The sequence below is a fragment of the Vreelandella zhuhanensis genome, from assembly GCF_009793355.1.
Classification (GTDB): Bacteria; Pseudomonadota; Gammaproteobacteria; order Pseudomonadales; family Halomonadaceae; genus Vreelandella; species Vreelandella zhuhanensis.
Genome location: NZ_WTKP01000008.1, coordinates 134,925 through 152,303 on the forward strand (window position 1 = coordinate 134,925; position 17,379 = coordinate 152,303).

The following is a 17,379-nucleotide window of genomic DNA, read 5'->3' on the forward strand; positions in this document are numbered from 1 at the left end:
AGTCTGTCATGACGTCACATCGTGTTTCCTATGACCTGGCCGAAACGCTCTTGGCACCCGGGGAGGTGGCCATCGTGGGGGCTGGCCCCGGTGATCCCGGCCTATTGTCGCTTCGGGCCCTGGCCTTGATCGAACAAGCAGACTGTCTGGTTTACGACCGGTTGGTCTCCAAGGAAGTACTGGCTCTGGCAAGCCCCGATGCGCAACGTTTTTATGTGGGCAAGGCCTCGCGCTGTCATGCCTTGACTCAGGAGCAGACCAACGCCTTGTTGGTGCGCCTGGCCGGTGAGGGACGGCGGGTGGTACGCCTTAAAGGAGGCGACCCCTATATTTTCGGTCGTGGCGGTGAAGAAGCCGAAGTGTTGGTCGAAAACCGCGTGCCTTTTCGCGTGGTGCCGGGCATCACCTCGGCTCAAGGGTGCGCCGCCTACGGTGGCTTCCCGCTGACACATCGTGACCATGCCCAGAGCGTCACGTTCGTCACCGGGCACTGCAAGGGAGACGGTGAACTGGCCTTGAACTGGCAGGCCTTGGCGGTGCCGCATCACACCGTGGTGTTCTATATGGGCCTGGCCAATGCCGCACTGATCAGCGATAAGTTGCAGTCCTACGGCCTGGCGGCCGGCCATCCGGTCGCCCTGGTGGAGCGGGGTACTACGCCCGAGCAACGCCAGGTGATTACTTGTCTGGGCGAGCTGGTCAAGACTATCGATGAGCAAGGATTGCGACCACCGACGCTGATTGTTGTGGGGGAAGTCGTGCGCTTGGCCGATGTGCTGGCCCAACCGATGCCCGAGGAGGCGATTTTCGCCAGCGGCGAAATATTGGAACTGGCTAGGGAGCGTATTGCCCTGTGAAATTTTTCAATCTTGCAGTGCGGTTGGCGCTACTCCTGCCGGCTGTCTCGGCATTGGCGGATGAAACGGATACCCGAACGCTTTATCAAACCCAGTGTGCCGCTTGCCACGGCGAGACTCGCCTGGGCGGTATCGGCCCGGCACTGCTCCCGGGCAATCTTTCGCGATTGAAACCCGATGCTGCCACCCAAGTCATCCGCGATGGACGTTTAGCCAGCCAGATGCCGGGGTTCGGTGAAACGCTCGATAGCGATGAAATCGCCTCCTTGGTGGAGTGGATTTACCGCCCTCCAGAAAGCCCACCAAGCTGGACGAAGGACGCTATCCTGGCCAGCCAGGTCGTGCTCCACTCCGAGGGTAGTCTTCCGAACGAGCCGGTTTTCGATGCCGACCCGCTCAACCTGTTCATCGTGGTGGAAACCGGCGACCACCACGCCAGTCTGCTTGATGGGGATAGCTTCGAGCGCATCCATCGGTTTGAAACTCGCTATGCGCTGCATGGCGGACCCAAGTACACCCCGGACGGACGTTACGTCTTCTTTGGCTCCCGAGATGGCTGGATTACCAAGTACGACCTTTACAATCTCGAGGTAGTCGCCGAAGTCCGCGCCGGCATCAATATGCGTAACATTGCCGTCTCGGCCGACGGTCGCTATGTCATGGCCGCCAATTATTTGCCGCACAGCCTGGTGCTTTTCGATGCGCATGAACTGGATCTGATGAAAGTCTATCCGGTGGCCGACGAGGCCGGTAACGGCTCCCGGGTCAGTGCCGTCTACGCCGCCCCGCCCCGGGGTAGCTTCATTGCCGCGCTCAAGGATATCAAGGAGGTCTGGGAGATTCCCTGGCCATTGCCCACCGAGCCCGTGGTGTCCACCGGCCACATGAGCACGCCCTTGGCCGCCCGCCGATCTCATGACACGCCCAATTTCCACGTTCGGCGTATTTCGGTACCGGACTATCTGGACGATTTCTTCTTCGATCTCGACTATCGCCATGTCATCGGCGCCTCCCGAGGCGGGCAGGGCGGCATGGTGGTCGACCTGGACAATGGCGAGAAGGTCGCGGAACTGCCCCTGGCCGGAATGCCGCACCTGGGTTCCGGCATCACTTGGGAGTACGAGGGACGCCGAGTAATGGCAACGCCGCACTTGTCCAAGGCAGCGGTATCGATCATCGATATGCAGGACTGGTCGGTGGTCAAGACACTCGAAACCGACGGCCCTGGTTTCTTCATGCGCAGTCATGCCAATTCGCCCTATGCCTGGGTGGATGTGTTTTTCGGCCCTAACCGCGACCGGGTGCATGTCATCGACAAGGCCAGCCTGGAAATCGTCGAGACCCTGATTCCCGAACCGGGCAAGACCGCCGCCCATGTGGAGTTCGATCGCTACGGCAAGAAGTTGCTATTGAGCATTTGGGAAGATGATGGCGCCGTGATCGTTTATGACGGCGATACCCTGGAGGAGCTTCAGCGTATCCCCATGCGCAAGCCATCGGGTAAATACAATGTCTGGAACAAGACGCACTACGAAGAAGGTACCAGCCATTAAGGGATTGGCGATAAGCCTGGGTGCACAAGTGCTGTGCGGCGAAATACTATTTTTTTACGCATAGTTTTTCCCCTTTTGTCAAAATTTGATCTGTGTCAAAGTTAGTGTTGATTTGCTTCTGGTATTATTAAGTTGTATTTTAAATACATCTTAAAAAAATAGATGCCTTTTGGCTCTTGAGCCTGAGGCCGAAAAAGACTAGCAAGGGAGTATGGCTTATGGCTGATGGACTGACTAAATCGGCAGCCCGCAACATTTTCTATGGCGGTTCGCTGTTCTTCTTTCTGGTGTTCGCCGGGCTGACGGCTCATACCCACTGGTACATGGTCAATGTGTCCACTGACAGCGAGGGGCTCACCGAGTCCGTCGAGCTTGGCAAGCACGTGTGGGAAAGGAACATGTGCATCAACTGCCATAGCATCATGGGTGAAGGGGCTTACTTCGCTCCGGAGCTGGGTAATGTCTGGGAACGTTATGGCGGCCACGAAAATCCTGAAGCTGCACGCGCCGGTATCAACGCCTGGATACGTGCCCAGCCGCTGGGTGTCGAGGGGCGGCGTCAGATGCCGGCCTACGACTTCAGCGACGAGGAAATGAACGGCCTGATCGACTTCCTCGAATGGACCGATGGTATCGACGACCAGAACTGGCCCCCGCATCCCGCCGGCTAAGCCGCGAACGTTGCTAATGTCGGGTGGATGACTCAAGGAGAACCGTACAATGAAATACGAAACCCAGAAGGTGGCTTTGCCCTTCTTCATGGTGGCCATGGCGCTGTTCACGTTGCAGGTCGTCTTCGGACTGCTGGCCGCCACCGTCTATGCCTTTCCCAGCTTCATGACTGACGTGATGCCCTTTCATATCATGCGCGTCAGCCATACCAATCTGCTGATCGTGTGGTTGTTGATCGGCTTCATGGGCTGTACCTACTATTTGATGCCGGAAGAGGCCGAGCGGGAAATCCATAGCCCCAATCTGGCTTACCTGCAGTTGGCGATCTTCGCTTTCGCCGGGGCCGCCGCCCTGGTCGGTTACCAGTTCGGTATTCACGAAGGGCGCGAGTTCCTCGAACAGCCGTTCTGGGTGAAGGTACTGATCACCATCTCCTTTTTGATGTTCCTGTTCAATACCAGCATGACCTTGCACAGGGGGCGCAAGACCGCCATCAACCTGGTACTGATGCTGGGGCTCTGGCTGGCGGCGGTGTTCTGGTTGTTCGCTTTCTACAACCCGACCAACCTGGCGGTGGATAAACTCTATTGGTGGTGGGTGGTACACCTCTGGGTCGAAGGCGTGTGGGAACTGATCATGGCGTCCTTGCTGGGTTACCTCTTGATCAAGATGACCGGCGTGGACCGCGAAGTGATCGAGAAGTGGCTGTACATCATTGTCGGTCTGGCGCTGTTTTCCGGACTGCTGGGAACCGGTCATCACTACTACTGGATCGGCGCGCCAAGTTACTGGCAGCCACTCAGCAGTGTCTTCTCCACGCTTGAAGTGGCGCCCTTCTTCGCCATGGTGGTCTTCGCCTTCACCATGTTCTGGAAAGGCAGCCGCAACCACCCCAACAAGGCCGCCATGCTATGGGCGCTAGGTTGCCCGACCATCGCCTTCTTCGGCGCCGGGGTATGGGGCTTCATGCACACCCTGTCTTTCGTCAACTACTACACCCATGGCACCCAGGTCACCGCCGCTCACGGCCACCTGGCCTTCTATGGGGCCTATGTGATGCTGATACTCGGGGTGATTACCTACGCCATGCCGCAGATTCGCCGGGTACAGCCCTACAATCAGGTATTGAACATGTGGGGTTTCTGGGTCATGACCAGCGGCATGTGCTTCATGACCTTCACCTTGACCTTCGCCGGGGTGGTGCAGACGCATCTGCAGCGCGTCCTGGGCATGAATTACATGGAAGTTCAGCTGCAACTTGAACTCTTCTACATCATGCGTCTGGGCTCGGGTATCGCCGTGGCCGTGGGAGCGGGCATGCTACTCTACGCCTTCTTCGGCCCCGCTCGGGAGCAGGTGCCGGCGGGCGGCACGCAAATAACCGCCGGGACAGGCTCGGCCTGAACAAAACGGCCCTCCGGGGCCGTTTTTGCTTCCCCTCCCTTAATTTCCCGGCCATGGAGATTTCCCATGCCTGTTTCTTCAGTCGCCGCTCATGTCGATGAGCGCGAATTACCTTTCTACGAAAATGTCGGCAACGAATGCAGCATGTTCGAACATGCCTTTCGTCAACGTCTGCCTTTGCTGCTCAAGGGTCCCACCGGTTGCGGCAAGACGCGCTTTGTCAGCCATATGGCGGCCAAGCTGGGACGGCCGCTGTTCACCATTTCCTGTCATGACGATCTGACCTCCGCCGATCTCACCGGCCGCTATCTGTTGCAGGGCGGCGAGACCCGCTGGGTCGACGGCCCTCTGACCCGGGCGGTGCGTGAGGGTGGGATCTGCTATCTTGACGAGGTGGTGGAGGCGCGCAAGGATGTCACCGTGGTCTTGCACCCGCTTACCGATGATCGCCGCCTGCTGCCTCTGGAGCGTACCGGCGAATTGCTCGAAGCCCCGGATGACTTCATGCTGGTGGTGTCCTACAACCCCGGTTATCAACACATTCTCAAGTCGCTCAAACCCAGCACTCGTCAACGTTTCCTGGCCATGTCGTTTGATTTTCCGCCGCCTAAGGTCGAGCGTGACATCGTCGCGCGGGAGAGTGGGCTGCCGGGCGAGCAGTGCGCGGCACTGGTCAACCTGGCTGCAAGCCTGCGTGCCATGAAGGGCCAGGATCTGGAAGAGGGGGTCTCCACGCGATTGCTGGTTTACTGCGCCACCTTGATCGCTGCTGGAGTGCCCATTCTGGAGGCTGCACGCGCTACCTTGGTGGAGCCGCTCAGTGATGATGCGGATGTTCAGGAAGGGCTGATGGAAGCGATCCACGCCACCTTCGGTTGAGGGCTTTTCATGCTTGATTTTCTTGAAGTCGAGGAGTTTGTCGGTCGCCATTGGCACCATTGGGCTTCCGGCGCGGCAAGCTATCCCGACCACCCTGAAGCTGCGGTGCGCCTCGAGTCGTTGCGCCCCATGCTCGGGGTCTTCTTTCGCGCGGGTGGTGGCGAGGCGGGGGTCGATGTTGCCGCTATTGCCGGGCGCAGTTCGTCTCATCGCTTGTCCCTACGCCAACGCCTGGGACTCGACGAGGAAGTACTCGATCAAGCTCGGCGCGATGAAGAGAGCCTGCTGTTACCGCCACGCATCGCCTTGTTCTCCGACGCCTCACTGAATCGTGATCTCTACCTCTGGCTGGTGGCTTACTTGGCGGTGGCTCGGCATGTCCCGGTAGTCGAAGATCCGTTGCAGCATGATCTTCTTCAGTTACGTGAAGTGAGTCGGGCGACTCGGGCGGCGCTTGCCCACTTTCCGGGACTCGCTCAGCGCCATGCCAGGCTCTGCCGAGAATTGCTGGCGATTCGTCCCCAGCGCAAGCGGTTGCCGGCTATGGAAGCGGCATTGGAGGCCGCCCTGTGTACCCAGCTCGGTGATCCAATTCCGAACGAGAGCTGGGCCGAAGTGATGCATGATGCCATCCTCGACGACGCCCTGCCGCTGGACGCCTTTCATGCGCCACGCGGCTATCGTCCGCCGCTTCCGGTACCGTTATGGGGTCAAGCCGTGACCCTGGGTACCAATAAAGAAGCGCGAACTGAACAGGAGGATGACGAGGCGCCTGTGGCCGGCAATGACTCGCCGGAAGATGACCACGGCAAGCGCAAGGCTGACCGTCGTGAGCAGGATCAGGCCGACCGCGACGACTCCCTGATGCTGAATGCCTCGGAAAAAATGCTCTCCTGGGCCGAGATGGTCAATCTCAATCGCCATGTGGAAGATGAAGACGAAGACAAGGCCAAGCAGGCTGCCGATCAGCTCGACGAGATCGTGCTTAGCCCCCATCGCAAGAAGGCCGCTTCCAAGCTCAAGCTGGATCTCGACCTGGCGCCCGATGAGGTGAGCGGAGGACGGCTGCGCGGTCGCCATACCTACCCGGAATGGAACCATCGCAAACAAGTCTATATGCCAGACCACTGTGTGGTACTTAGCGATATCCAGAGCGAGGAAGGGGAGAACTGGCAACCGGATGAATCCACTCGGCGGCGCATACGTCGAGTCCGTCGCGAGTTTGAAGCACTCAGACCACGCCGCGAGATTGTCCGTGGCCAACTCGATGGCAGTGAACTGGATATGGATGCCGTGATTCGTTCACGCTGCGATCTGGCGGCTACCGGTGAGGCCAGCGATCGCCTCTATCAGGCCAGTCGCACCCAGGCGAGGGATTTGGCGGTATCAATCCTGATCGATGTGTCGCTTTCCACCGAGGCCTGGCTGGAGGATCGTCGGGTGCTGGATGTGGCCAAGGAAGCGCTACTGGTACTGGGTCACGGCCTGGCGGGTTGTGGCGATGACTATGCCATTCACAGTTTTACCTCGCACCGCCGTCATCGCGTCTGGGTCAATACGCTGAAAAGCTTCGATGAGCCTATGGGAGATCGGGTGTCGCGGCGTATCGCAGCGCTCAAGCCTGGCCACTATACCCGCATGGGTCCGGCTATCCGGCATCTTTCCGGTGAACTTGCCAAGCGGCCCAACCGCCATCGGTTATTGTTGCTGCTTACCGACGGCAAGCCTAACGATACCGACTATTACGAAGGGCGTTACGGCATCGAGGACACGCGTAAAGCGGTGCTCGAGGCGCGCCGAGAAGAAGTACGCGTGTTCGGGGTGACTATCGACCGGGAGGCGGGGCGCTACATTCCTCATCTGTTCGGGCGAGGTGGTTACGCCATCGTGCAGCGTCCGGAGCATCTTGCCTTGGCCCTGCCGGGTATCTATCGTCAGATTATTGCTACCTGAGGAGGTTTGCCATGTCTCGTTTGCGTCCCGTACTGGCGGTTGGGCTATGGTCTCTCGTTGCCTTGGGGGTGGTTGTGCCGCTGGTGTGGCTGATCAATAACCGCGACTGGGGGATAGGGCTGATGCTGCTGGTGCCCTTCGTCGTGTATGGCCTGATGCGACTGGGCCGGCTGCTGGAAGCCTGGGCGAATACGGTACCGCCGCCTTCAGGTATGTCCGGTTCCGATACCACGCCGCGCTAACCCATTAAATTAAAGCGACCCGCCAGATAGCCCGCGGCAATCAGCGCCAGCGTCACAAGAATTAACCCGATAAAAATCCCTTTCCAGGCAGGCGTAGCGGCGCGCAGATTGAGGTAGACCATCAATACCCGATGCGCCTTGAAAGCGGTAGCGACTAGCACCAGGGCGACCGACCAGAGAGACAAGGTCTGCCAGTCAGTGGTCTGATCCAGGCGCGCAGAGACCATGGAAACCCCTGTCAGGCCCATTAGCATGACCCAGGTGATGAATAAGCGACGAGTGCCGGGCAGTGCCGTCATGGTTACCTCGAAAGAACATCATCTAAAAAGAACATCATCTAAGAAGATAAATCAGCGGATAAAGCAGTATCCAGATCAGATCCACCATGTGCCAGAAGGCCGCTGCCGTTTCCACGTTCTCGGTGGAAGTGCGCCAGCTCACCAATCCCAGCAACGCCAGGCCGAACAGTACGTGGGCAAAGTGAAATGCGGTCAAACCATAGTAAAAACCGAAAAAGGCATTGGTTTCCGGCGTTAGACCCGCGGAAAACTTGTCGGTGTACTCAATAAGCTTGATGCCACAGAACAGGAGGCCCAGCAGCATAGCGGCACCCAGCCACAGGCGGGTGCGTTGCATGCGGCCGACGCTTATAGCCTCCACGGCCAAGGCCACACAGAGCCCGCTGGTCAATAGCACCAGCGTATTGAGGCCGCCCAGCAGAGGGTCGAGCTGTTGCTGGGAGGCATTGAAAAGGGCGGGGTCAAGGGCACGCTGGCCGGCGTAAAGCGCAAAGAAAGCCGTGAAGACCAGCATTTCGCTGAGAATCAGCACCCACATCAGTGGGTTGCCGGGCAAGGTCGAGAGCGGCCCCCAGCCGGGGTTGGGCAGGTCGCGGCTCATCAATCCTCCAAGCTGATACGGGCACCGCCGAAAGCCAGGCTACGAGGGTTGTCGATGGGACGATTGGAGGTCAAACGTTGAATGCCCACACCGCATCGAGCCACCATCCAGATCAGGCAAACAGTGAAATAGACATAACCCATTGCCCAGGGAGCCATGGGCGGCAGTCCGGCAAGCCCGAGTAATTGCCAGGCGGCGACGAAAACACCACCCCCGAGAACACCCAGCCAGAAGGTACGAATCTGGAAGGAAAAATGCGAAGCCACCCAGTCATCGGCGTTTCGCCGTTTCAAATGAGCGATCAATACCCCCAACGGGGCGGTGACCACCGCCAGAACACTGCCCAAAAAAAGCATGTAAACGATGATCGCCGTACCGCGCCCACGGTTGGAAGGCAAGGATGCGGCTTGAGGGGAGGAAAGAGCCGAAGGGGAGGACATCAGGGTACCTCTCTGGGAACAGTGAGCCGGGTTTCTCAAGGATCCCCGGCGCTTATGACGGCATTTTCTATGCCACGCTGAACTCGAGCAAATGGTGCTTTTTTAGCTTTCGCCGAGCCGTCACGCCTTTCCAGGCCGAGGCTAGGGTTATTCCACCGCACTGACCATGAAGTCGACGGACGCCTTCACTTCTTCATCGCTGAGACTAAGGTTTCCGCCCTTGGGCGGCATGGCATTGAAACCCTCGATCGAGTGGGTATACAGGATCTCCATTCCCTTTTCGAGTCGCGGCTCCCAAGCCTCGGCATCGCCCTTGATCGGGGCACCGGCAGCCCCCGTCATATGGCAGGCCATGCAGGCCTGGTTATAAATTGCCTCGCCATCAGGTTCCGCCTGAGCGGTTACGGAGAAAGCCAAGGCAGCACTAGCAGCAACAAGAGCAGCAGACAATATTTTCATCATAGGTTTCCTGAAATCGATCATGGTCATGATGCGCCGAGCAACTACCCGGCATCGGTTATAGCTCAGATGCAGGAATCCGCATCAGCTCTGCCAAGTGAGGCTGATCTTTTTCCAGCATGTCCGCTAATGTATAGCGGTCGAGTACTTCAAGAAAAGCTTTCAAGGCCTCACTGAACATGGGTTTCAACCGGCACGCCGGTGTGATGATGCACTTGTTCTCGTCGCGAAAGCACTCCATCAGGCACAGCTCTTGCTCCATGTGACGCACCAGATCTCCCAGCCCAATTGTCGCCGGATCACGTTTGAGTAGCAACCCGCCGTTCTTGCCGCGAATGGCAGTGATATATCTCTTGTGGCCGAGACTCTGCACCACTTTCATCAAGTGATTGTTGGAAATATCGAACGTCTTGGCGATTTCTGAAATAGTCGAACGTTCTTCTTTTTTCTTTACGGCGAGATAGCACAATACGCGGATCGAATAATCAGTGAATCGGGTTAGGTGCATGGCGGAACCTTCTTCGCTTTGCCTTGACGCTGATCGAATGGTTGTAGAGAGCCACTGTGCTATTTGCCGGCGCTATTTGTCAGTGCTGTGCCGGTACCTCTTGGGTCAAAACAGGGTGACGTTGCCTGGATCATGCCTGTTGGTTGGCAGGCGTCGGCTTAAGTAGTACTTTATATGCATGTTAACTTTGACGCAATATTTCATCTCCAGTGGCGTCATGAATGTCGTCATGAATGTCGTCACGAATAGATGTGTTGTCACTGCATGATCATGCGAAGAAAAGTCCGGTGGCAAATAGTCAGGCGACAAACCCATGGAGCAGATCATCTGCGATACCATGTGGCATTGAGTAATTTCAGACCCACCCCATTTACATGCCCACCCTATTCACGAGGCTGGTGACAATCATGAAAGACGATGTGCTGTTCAACCGTCCCCTGGTGGAAAAATATGACCGGCCGGGACCCCGCTATACCTCTTACCCCACTGCCCCTCAGTTTCACGCGGCGTTCGCTGAAGACGACTATCGGGCTGCTGCCGAGCGCAGCAATCGGGTGGCATCGCCCAAGCCGTTGTCGGCTTATATTCACATCCCGTTTTGCAAGAGCCTTTGCTACTACTGTGCCTGTAACAAGATCATTACGCATAACATCGAACGCGCCGTTGAATATCTGGAGTGGTTAAAGCACGAAATAACTATCCAGGGAAAACTGTTCGACGATTCACGCCGCATGACACAACTGCATCTCGGCGGCGGGACGCCTACTTACCTCAGCAATGCACAGTTGGCGGATTTGATGGCGGCGCTGGATGCAGCCTTTCATTTTGCACCGCCCGAGGCGCGTGAGTTTTCGCTGGAGGTGGACCCACGCACCGTGACACCCGAACAAATTCACGAACTGCATGGGCTGGGATTCAACCGCTTGAGTTTCGGCGTCCAGGACTTCGACCGCGATGTGCAGGAGGCGGTCAATCGCGTGCAGAGCGAAGCCCAGGTGGTGGCACTGGTCGAGGCCGCCCGTGATGCCGGCTTCCAATCAATCAGTGTCGACTTGATCTATGGACTCCCGCTGCAAACGGTGGCGAGCTTTGACACCACGCTTGCCAAGATCATCGCCCTGCGGCCCGACCGTATCGCCACTTACAGTTATGCCCACTTGCCGGAGCTATTCAAGTCGCAGCGTCTGATCCGTCCTGAAGACATGCCACCGCCGGAGCGTAAACTGGAATTGCTGGAGTTGACCATTCAACGGCTCACCGACGCCGGTTATGTCTACATTGGTATGGATCACTTTGCGCTACCCGAAGACGAGCTCAGTCTGGCGCGTGAAAACCATACCTTGCAGCGCAATTTCCAGGGTTATTCCACGCATGCCGACTGTGATCTCATCGGCTTGGGTATCACCGCCATCGGTAAGGTAGGCGACACTTACAGCCAGAACGTCAAGGAGACCGCTCAATATCAACACCGCTTGGAAAGTGGACGCTTGCCGGTGATGCGTGGTTATCGCCTCAACGATGACGATCGCTTGCGTCGCGACGTGATCAACGCCCTGATGTGCCATGGTCGGGTCGAGTTTGTCGATATCGAAGCGCGTCATGGGGTGACGTTTGGCGAAACCTTCGCTGATGCCTTGGCGCATCTGGAAGAAATGCAGCGTGATGAACTGCTGATCATCCATGCCGACGCCATCGAAGTGCTGCCCGCCGGACGCTTGATGATGCGTAACGTGGCGATGGCCTTCGATGCTTACCTCAAGCCTCAGGAAGGGCGGTTTTCACGCACAGTATGAATCTTGGACAGGGCGGCCAATCGCTTGGCTCCTTGGGCGTAGCAGGCAAGGCGCTACCCTTTTAAAAGCACGGGTAGCGCCTTTGTCATTTCCATTGGTTATGGAGGTGATATACAGAACGGATTATCCCGCACGTTCGAACAGCAAGTTGTTTTCCAGGTGAATATGCTGCATCAAATCCTCACGGAACTCGCTTATCGCGGTGTAGAGCGCGCGCCAAGTGGTACAGGCTCCTTTAGGGGGCGTGATGTTGTTGGTCAACAGCATGACCTGCTCAAGGTTTTCTCCATGATCATCATGTTCATGACGCATCACTGCGATAGGGCCTCGGGCTTGGGCGCCCATGCCTTTGCGAAGCATCGGGAAGAGAATCTGTTCTTCCTTCTGCATGTGGCTTTCCATCTCCTGATGGATCGTTGTAAAGAGGTCGGCCAAGCCATTGGGGCAGGTGTCGCGCTCGCCGTGGACTTGTTCCACGCGCCGTGCCATCCGGATAAGTTCAGGCAGTTGCTGACGATGAACGGCGTGATAGCGTTCCAGGATGTGGTCGATCAATTCATCGTTGCTGGCCTCTTGCCAGTCGTGGTCGCTGGGGTTGCCGGCAGGCAACGCCTGAAGTGCTGTGACCAGCGTCTCGATATCCACGCCGGCCTGAGTGGCGGCCTGTTCGAGGCTCATGCGGCCACCGCAGCAAAAATCGATATGATGCTCGTGGAAAATGCGGGTAGCGCCGGGCAAAGTAAGCGCAAGGCGGCCGACAGGCTGTTGGAAAAGGCTCATGGTATGACTCCGTAGAATAAGAAAGACAACATGAGTATTGCAATAGGCGTGCCAGGTTATTAATTGACTAAAAATCAATAGGATGAAATTTTTATGGTTGTTTTTACCCTGACTGAACAGGGTTTAAATGACCATTAAATGGTCATTTAAACCCTGCTGGGCGTTGGTGTAGCTGCGTTCTACGAACACAGCAGCTGGATTGGTGTGCTTAGCGCTCATGGCTTGATGCATGTCAGTGCGAAGAACCATGGCAGCGCCTAGGATGAGCAGCACGGAGTTTCCTGTTGATGTGTTTGCCCCGGAGTGTTTGTCATGTCATTGCTGCCTTTTCCTGTTCCCATGCTGTCTTCTTCACTGCCCCTTCCGCCGGCCCCTAGTCGGCTGATTCGTCTTCTCGATCCTCGGGTTCCCTTCGCTATCAAGCGGTGTCTCGTCGAACCCCTGCTCAACCGTACCTTTGCCGCGCCCCTCGAAGAGGGCGAGTTCGATGCGCTGGAGGGGCGTCGTATCACCCTGGCGATCGACGATGTAGGGGTAGCGCTAAACCTGACGCTCGAGGCTCAGCACCTGATACTGTGTCATGAGATAGGTGAGGCGACTATCCGGGGAGGCTGGCGGGAATTTCTGTGCCTTGCCACTCGCCGTGAAGATCCTGACAGCCTGTTTTTTCAGCGTCGCTTGCTGATCGAGGGGGACACCGAGCTGGGTCTGATGCTCAAGAATTTACTGGATGGCTGTGAGGAAGGCCTCGCCCAAGGGCGCTTGGGCGAGGTATTGATGGGGCTGGAGCGTCTGGCGCGCAGAGATTGAGACGGCCGTAAAAACCCTCCTGAAAACTGAATACTTCATTGTCTCAGCTCGAGTCGGTCAAAATATGGGGTTAGACGTTTGACCAGGGCCGTCAGCATCGAAATGGGCGGAGCGTTGGGGACCGCTTGGCAATAGGCAGGGGCAATACACTGGTCGGTGCGAGCCACCTGAAGTGCATAACGACGCACACCACAGTCGGCCAGTGTCAACGCCAGGCGTTCCACCTCGGCAAGCGTGAAATCCTTCCAGTGCACCGTGGTGCGACATTCGAAGTCGATATCGCTGTCGAGCAGCGCTACCAGGCTGTGGCTATGGCGCTGCCAGATGCCAGGGCGACCACATATCCGGTCGAAATCCTGTCCACGCCCCTTCACATCAAGGCCGACCCAGTCCAGCTGTGGCAACAGCCGGGCCAGGTGTTCAGGGTAGGGGCCGGCAGTATGCAGGCCAACCTTGAAACCCATTGCCTTTACCTCCTGAATCGCGCCAGTCAGGCCATTATGCAGCGTCGGCTCACCCCCACTGAACACTACCGCTTCGAGTAGGCCACGGCGGCTGGCCAAAAATTGTTTCACTTCCTGCCATTCGTGTGGCTTGCCGCGTCTCGGGTCTACCATCTGGGGGTTGTGACAGTAGCCGCAACGTAGCGGGCAACCTTGCAGAAATACCACGCAAGCCAAGTGGTTGGGGTAGTCCAACGTGGTCATGGGCGTCAGGCCGGCAATAGGCAGGCGAATCGTGCCGGGTAAGGTGTCGTGTTGTGCTTGGCACATAGGACGCTCCTTGTTTCAGCCAGCTTGGGTGCGGCTGTTGTCCATGCCGGGGCGGCCGTACCAGTAGCCATCGCACATCTCGGCGTCTACCAGCGCCAGTGGGTCGGGTGCCGGAAGCTTACCGTGGCGGGCCTGGTCGAAGGCGTTGACCACCTCAGCCATGCCTGTGGCACGTGGGCTAAGGCGTGCCACTGAAACACCCATCTCGGTCATGGCCGAAAGCTCATGCCTTAAATCCTGACAAGCGCCGGAAAGGGTCTGGATACCGTTCAAGGTAAAGACATCGTGAGCCTCCTGTGAGCGCAGCGCCAAGCCTTCGGGATATTGCTGGCAGACGAACTGACAGCGATCTTTGGGTTTCTGGTGACGCCGCGCAGTAAAGCAACGTGACGACCAGGCCAGCGGCAGATGACCATAGGCAAATACTTCGCAGGGTTGGCTCACGCCCGTCTGGTGGCAATCATCGATAAGTCGAGCCAAGTCTTCCCGCGACATTTCCACCGGCACCTGCCAGCGTTGCATGCCGGCACGGGCCATTACGCCCAGAGTGGCAGGGTTATAGAGGTTGAGTGCGGCTCCGGCGATGAAGGGTAGGCGAGCGCTGGACAGACGTTGCAGGGCACTCTGGTCGTTGGCCTCGACGATGAAGTCACCGTTATCGCAGAGCTTGCGTAAATCGCGCAAATCGGCTTCGGACTCGATCAGGGTCTGGCTGGCGAGCACCACCTGCTTGCCACTTTGAGAAAGCTCCCGACCGATACCCAGCCAGTCATCAAGTTTCATGTCGCGGCGTCTTGAACAGACCGTTTCGCCCAGGGTGACGATATCCACCGGCCAATCGGCAGCCTCACGGTAGAAGTCGGCGTAGTGTTCGCGTGTCCAGTAGTAAAGCACCGGGCCGAGAGATATTTGCGGGGACTGAGTCGTGGATGGCATACGATCTCCTATTTCCAGCGACGCTCGTAGGCGCCCAGAGTAGTGGTGGCACCCTCGGAGAGCTCGGCGAGACCGGCCATCCAGGCGGAATCCGGATGGAAGCGATCGGGTGCTTCTTCGAGGCGATCAAGCGCCTGGCGCCAGATGCTGGCTACCTTCGAGACATAGGCGGGACTGCGCTGGCGGCCTTCGATCTTGACTGCGCTGATACCCAATCCCTTCAGCTCCGGGAGCAGCTCCAGGGTGTTGAGGCTGGTGGGCTCTTCGATGGCGTGATACGTCTCACCATCCACCTCGAAGCGTCCCTTGCACAGGGTTGGGTAGCCCGCACGCTCGCCATCGGCATAGCGGTCGATCAGTACGCCGTTGAGGCGTGATTCCAATCCCTGCGGGGTTTCCTCCCAACGCACATGGGCCGCCGGTGAGCAGACCCCGCGTGTGTTGGGCGACTCCCCGGTAAGATAAGAAGAAAGGTAGCAGCGCCCTTCGGCCATGATGCATAGGCTGCCGAAGGCGAAGACTTCAAGTTCCACCGGGGTTTGCTTGGCCAGGTCACGTACCTGAGTGATCGACAATACCCTGGGTAGCACGGCACGTTTGATGCCGAATTGTTCATGATAGAACTTCAGCGCTTCATGGCTGGTGGCCGACCCCTGTACCGAGAGGTGGCGAGCCACGTTCGGATGGTGGCGAGTGGCATAGTCGAGCAGCCCCATATCGGCGAGGATCAGGGCGTCCACACCTAATTCGACAGCCTGATCCACGGCGCGGGTCCATTGCTGCCAACCGTCGGGTTGAGGATAGGTATTGATAGCACAAAATACCCGTTTTCCATGGGCATGGGCGTAGTCGATGCCCTCATGGGCGCGCTTGTCGGTGAAGTTCAAGCCGGCAAACTGGCGGGCATTGGTGGTATTCTGGAAGCCGAAATACACGGCATCGGCGCCTTCGTTGACGGCACGTTTCAGGGCAGGCAGGTTGCCGGCGGGACATACAAGTTCCATGGCAGAGACTCTTCACGATGAAAACTCGAGTATCTTAGTCGCCTATTTATTGCCGACCTTTGACCCGAGTCATGGTGGAGCGGATTTTCCGAACCCATACAAAAGCGGCCCTGGCGTTAGTTGCCGGGGCCGCTTTTTTCAGAGCATCACTCAAGTGAGCCGAGGGCCTGTCAAGCCACGTCGAGAGGGCGCGAGGGGCCGAAGTGTTCGAAATGGCGGCGGTCCTCGTTGACACCCAAGTCGGACAAGGCACCATTAATGGCGGTCATGAAACCCTGGGGACCCACGAAATAGCAGCGTGTCTTGGCGTTGGGCAGATAGCGGGCCAGCAAGGTGCGGTCGATGCGACCAATATGATCGGCATTGCTACCCCGTTCATGAATGCTGATAGCCTGAAGGCGTTCGGGATACTCGCGCTTGAGTATCTCCAATTCGTCATTAAAGGCGTGATGCTCGGCATCCAGGGCGGCGTGCAGATATACCACCTGACGTCCAAGCGCCAAGGCATGACGTGCCATGGGCAGCAAGGGCGTCTGGCCGACACCACCACTGGCCAGCAGCAGGGGTTCGTCACCGTCTATCAGGGTCAGGTCGCCTGCCGGGGGCAGCAGTTCCAGGGTATCACCCGGTTGCAGGACGTCATGGAAATGGCGGCTGACTTGTCCCTCTGCTTCGCGCTTGATCGAAAGCCGATAGCTGCGGCCATTGGGGGTTGCCGAAAGGCTGTAGTGGCGATAGACCGGCTCCCCATCGATGAGCAGGCGCACGCCGATATACTGGCCCGGCTCGTGGTCGGCCACGGCGCCGCCATCCTCGGGTTCCAGCACAAAAGAACGAATCACCGCACTTTCCTGCTGGGTATCGGCAATACGGAAACGGCGCGTGCCACGCCAGCCGCCCGGGCTTTGCTCGAATTCGAGATAGCGCTGGTCTTCAAGATCGATCAGCAGACCGGCGAGTTCGTTATAGAGTGCGGTCCAGGCCTCGGCGATTTCCGGTGTCACGGCATCGCCGAGTACCTCGCCGATGGCTGCCATCAAACATTCGCCGACGATGGGATACTGCTCCGGCACAATACCCAAGGAGACATGTTTGCTGACCACGATAGCCAGCGTGGCACGTGCTTGGGCAGGGTTACGGCGCAGTTGCACATATGCCAGCACGGCGCTCGCCAAGGCGCGAGGTTGTTCGCCGCTTTGCTGATTAACCTCATTGAATAACGGCTTGACCTCCGGGTAGCGGCTAAACATTATTGGATAAAAGCGCTGGGTGATGGCGTCGAGATGTTCGGCGACGACCGGGGCCGTGGCGTCGATCAACTTTTCCTGTTCATGAGACAGCATAGGGAGTACCTCAGGGGATTATTTAAGATGCTTTATATATACATCTTAAGGCCTGAAGCATCAAATACCAACC

General features: G+C 57.7%; 20 protein-coding genes. 9 read left to right on the forward strand and 11 right to left on the reverse strand.

Features of this window, described 5'->3' with window-relative positions:
* Nucleotides 1-8 precede the first annotated feature (8 nt).
* The 7 genes from cobA (at nucleotide 9) to GPM19_RS12295 (ending at nucleotide 7,560) form a co-directional block, all read left to right on the forward strand.
* On the forward strand, nucleotides 9-857 hold the full coding sequence (cobA, locus tag GPM19_RS12265; protein ID WP_160419312.1) for a uroporphyrinogen-III C-methyltransferase: 849 nt from the start codon (nucleotides 9-11) through the stop codon (nucleotides 855-857).
* Nucleotides 854-2,410, forward strand: a complete 1,557-nt coding sequence (locus tag GPM19_RS12270) for a cytochrome D1 domain-containing protein (protein ID WP_160419313.1) — start codon at nucleotides 854-856, stop codon at nucleotides 2,408-2,410. Before cobA ends, GPM19_RS12270 begins: the two co-directional genes overlap by 4 nt.
* 218 nt (nucleotides 2,411-2,628) lie before the next feature.
* The gene (locus tag GPM19_RS12275) at nucleotides 2,629-3,081 is read left to right on the forward strand and encodes a c-type cytochrome (protein ID WP_160419314.1); all 453 of its coding nucleotides are present in this window, start codon (nucleotides 2,629-2,631) and stop codon (nucleotides 3,079-3,081) included.
* 49 nt (nucleotides 3,082-3,130) lie between these two features.
* A complete protein-coding gene (locus GPM19_RS12280; RefSeq protein ID WP_160419315.1) occupies nucleotides 3,131-4,486 on the forward strand; it encodes a cbb3-type cytochrome c oxidase subunit I in 1,356 nt (451 codons plus the stop codon).
* A gap of 66 nt (nucleotides 4,487-4,552) precedes the next feature.
* Complete coding sequence (locus GPM19_RS12285) at nucleotides 4,553-5,365, forward strand: CbbQ/NirQ/NorQ/GpvN family protein (RefSeq protein WP_160419316.1); 813 nt, start codon at nucleotides 4,553-4,555, stop codon at nucleotides 5,363-5,365.
* Between the two features lie 9 nt (nucleotides 5,366-5,374).
* Complete coding sequence (locus tag GPM19_RS12290; protein WP_160419317.1) at nucleotides 5,375-7,318, forward strand: nitric oxide reductase activation protein NorD; 1,944 nt, start codon at nucleotides 5,375-5,377, stop codon at nucleotides 7,316-7,318.
* Nucleotides 7,319-7,329: 11 nt separating this feature from the next.
* Nucleotides 7,330-7,560 carry a hypothetical protein gene (locus GPM19_RS12295; protein ID WP_160419318.1) on the forward strand — a complete coding sequence of 77 codons (231 nt, stop codon included), beginning with the start codon at nucleotides 7,330-7,332 and terminating at the stop codon, nucleotides 7,558-7,560.
* On the opposite strand, the gene GPM19_RS12300 is transcribed toward GPM19_RS12295, so the two are convergent.
* The 5 genes from GPM19_RS12300 to GPM19_RS12320 all read right to left on the reverse strand — a co-directional run bounded on the left by GPM19_RS12300 (nucleotide 7,557) and on the right by GPM19_RS12320 (nucleotide 9,867).
* Nucleotides 7,557-7,859, reverse strand: coding sequence for a cytochrome C oxidase subunit IV family protein (locus GPM19_RS12300; protein ID WP_160419319.1), 303 nt, complete (start codon nucleotides 7,857-7,859; stop codon nucleotides 7,557-7,559). The two genes, GPM19_RS12295 and GPM19_RS12300, sit on opposite strands and share 4 nt — an antisense overlap.
* Nucleotides 7,860-7,893: 34 nt before the next feature.
* On the reverse strand, nucleotides 7,894-8,460 hold the full coding sequence (locus GPM19_RS12305) for a cytochrome c oxidase subunit 3 family protein (protein ID WP_160419320.1): 567 nt from the start codon (nucleotides 8,458-8,460) through the stop codon (nucleotides 7,894-7,896).
* The gene (locus GPM19_RS12310) at nucleotides 8,460-8,900 is read right to left on the reverse strand and encodes a DUF4870 family protein (protein WP_160419321.1); all 441 of its coding nucleotides are present in this window, start codon (nucleotides 8,898-8,900) and stop codon (nucleotides 8,460-8,462) included. Before GPM19_RS12310 ends, GPM19_RS12305 begins: the two co-directional genes overlap by 1 nt.
* 147 nt (nucleotides 8,901-9,047) lie before the next feature.
* Nucleotides 9,048-9,359 (reverse strand): c-type cytochrome, encoded by a 312-nt coding sequence (locus tag GPM19_RS12315; protein ID WP_227842398.1) that lies wholly within the window; start codon nucleotides 9,357-9,359, stop codon nucleotides 9,048-9,050.
* A gap of 58 nt (nucleotides 9,360-9,417) precedes the next feature.
* Nucleotides 9,418-9,867 carry an RrF2 family transcriptional regulator gene (locus tag GPM19_RS12320; protein WP_160419323.1) on the reverse strand — a complete coding sequence of 150 codons (450 nt, stop codon included), beginning with the start codon at nucleotides 9,865-9,867 and terminating at the stop codon, nucleotides 9,418-9,420.
* A gap of 407 nt (nucleotides 9,868-10,274) precedes the next feature.
* Between GPM19_RS12320 and hemN the strand changes: the two genes are divergently transcribed.
* Nucleotides 10,275-11,660 carry an oxygen-independent coproporphyrinogen III oxidase gene (gene hemN / locus GPM19_RS12325; protein WP_160419324.1) on the forward strand — a complete coding sequence of 462 codons (1,386 nt, stop codon included), beginning with the start codon at nucleotides 10,275-10,277 and terminating at the stop codon, nucleotides 11,658-11,660.
* A 123-nt stretch (nucleotides 11,661-11,783) separates the two neighbouring features.
* Here hemN and ytfE read toward each other — a convergent pair whose 3' ends face one another.
* Together ytfE and GPM19_RS12335 are read right to left on the reverse strand one after the other, a co-directional pair.
* On the reverse strand, nucleotides 11,784-12,440 hold the full coding sequence (gene ytfE / locus GPM19_RS12330; protein WP_160419325.1) for an iron-sulfur cluster repair protein YtfE: 657 nt from the start codon (nucleotides 12,438-12,440) through the stop codon (nucleotides 11,784-11,786).
* A 123-nt stretch (nucleotides 12,441-12,563) separates the two neighbouring features.
* Nucleotides 12,564-12,713: a hypothetical protein gene (locus GPM19_RS12335; protein ID WP_160419326.1), complete on the reverse strand. Its 150-nt coding sequence runs from the start codon at nucleotides 12,711-12,713 to the stop codon at nucleotides 12,564-12,566.
* A gap of 39 nt (nucleotides 12,714-12,752) precedes the next feature.
* On the opposite strand from GPM19_RS12335, the gene ubiT reads away from it, so the two are divergent.
* On the forward strand, nucleotides 12,753-13,250 hold the full coding sequence (ubiT, locus tag GPM19_RS12340) for a ubiquinone anaerobic biosynthesis accessory factor UbiT (RefSeq protein ID WP_160419327.1): 498 nt from the start codon (nucleotides 12,753-12,755) through the stop codon (nucleotides 13,248-13,250).
* A 35-nt stretch (nucleotides 13,251-13,285) separates the two neighbouring features.
* Here ubiT and GPM19_RS12345 read toward each other — a convergent pair whose 3' ends face one another.
* The 4 genes from GPM19_RS12345 to hmpA form a co-directional block, all read right to left on the reverse strand.
* A complete protein-coding gene (locus GPM19_RS12345; protein ID WP_160419328.1) occupies nucleotides 13,286-14,023 on the reverse strand; it encodes an anaerobic ribonucleoside-triphosphate reductase activating protein in 738 nt (245 codons plus the stop codon).
* A gap of 15 nt (nucleotides 14,024-14,038) precedes the next feature.
* Nucleotides 14,039-14,959: a U32 family peptidase gene (locus GPM19_RS12350; RefSeq protein WP_160419329.1), complete on the reverse strand. Its 921-nt coding sequence runs from the start codon at nucleotides 14,957-14,959 to the stop codon at nucleotides 14,039-14,041.
* 8 nt (nucleotides 14,960-14,967) lie between these two features.
* Complete coding sequence (gene ubiU, locus GPM19_RS12355; RefSeq protein ID WP_160419330.1) at nucleotides 14,968-15,963, reverse strand: ubiquinone anaerobic biosynthesis protein UbiU; 996 nt, start codon at nucleotides 15,961-15,963, stop codon at nucleotides 14,968-14,970.
* Between the two features lie 170 nt (nucleotides 15,964-16,133).
* Nucleotides 16,134-17,306, reverse strand: coding sequence for an NO-inducible flavohemoprotein (gene hmpA, locus GPM19_RS12360; RefSeq protein WP_160419331.1), 1,173 nt, complete (start codon nucleotides 17,304-17,306; stop codon nucleotides 16,134-16,136).
* Nucleotides 17,307-17,379 lie beyond the last annotated feature (73 nt).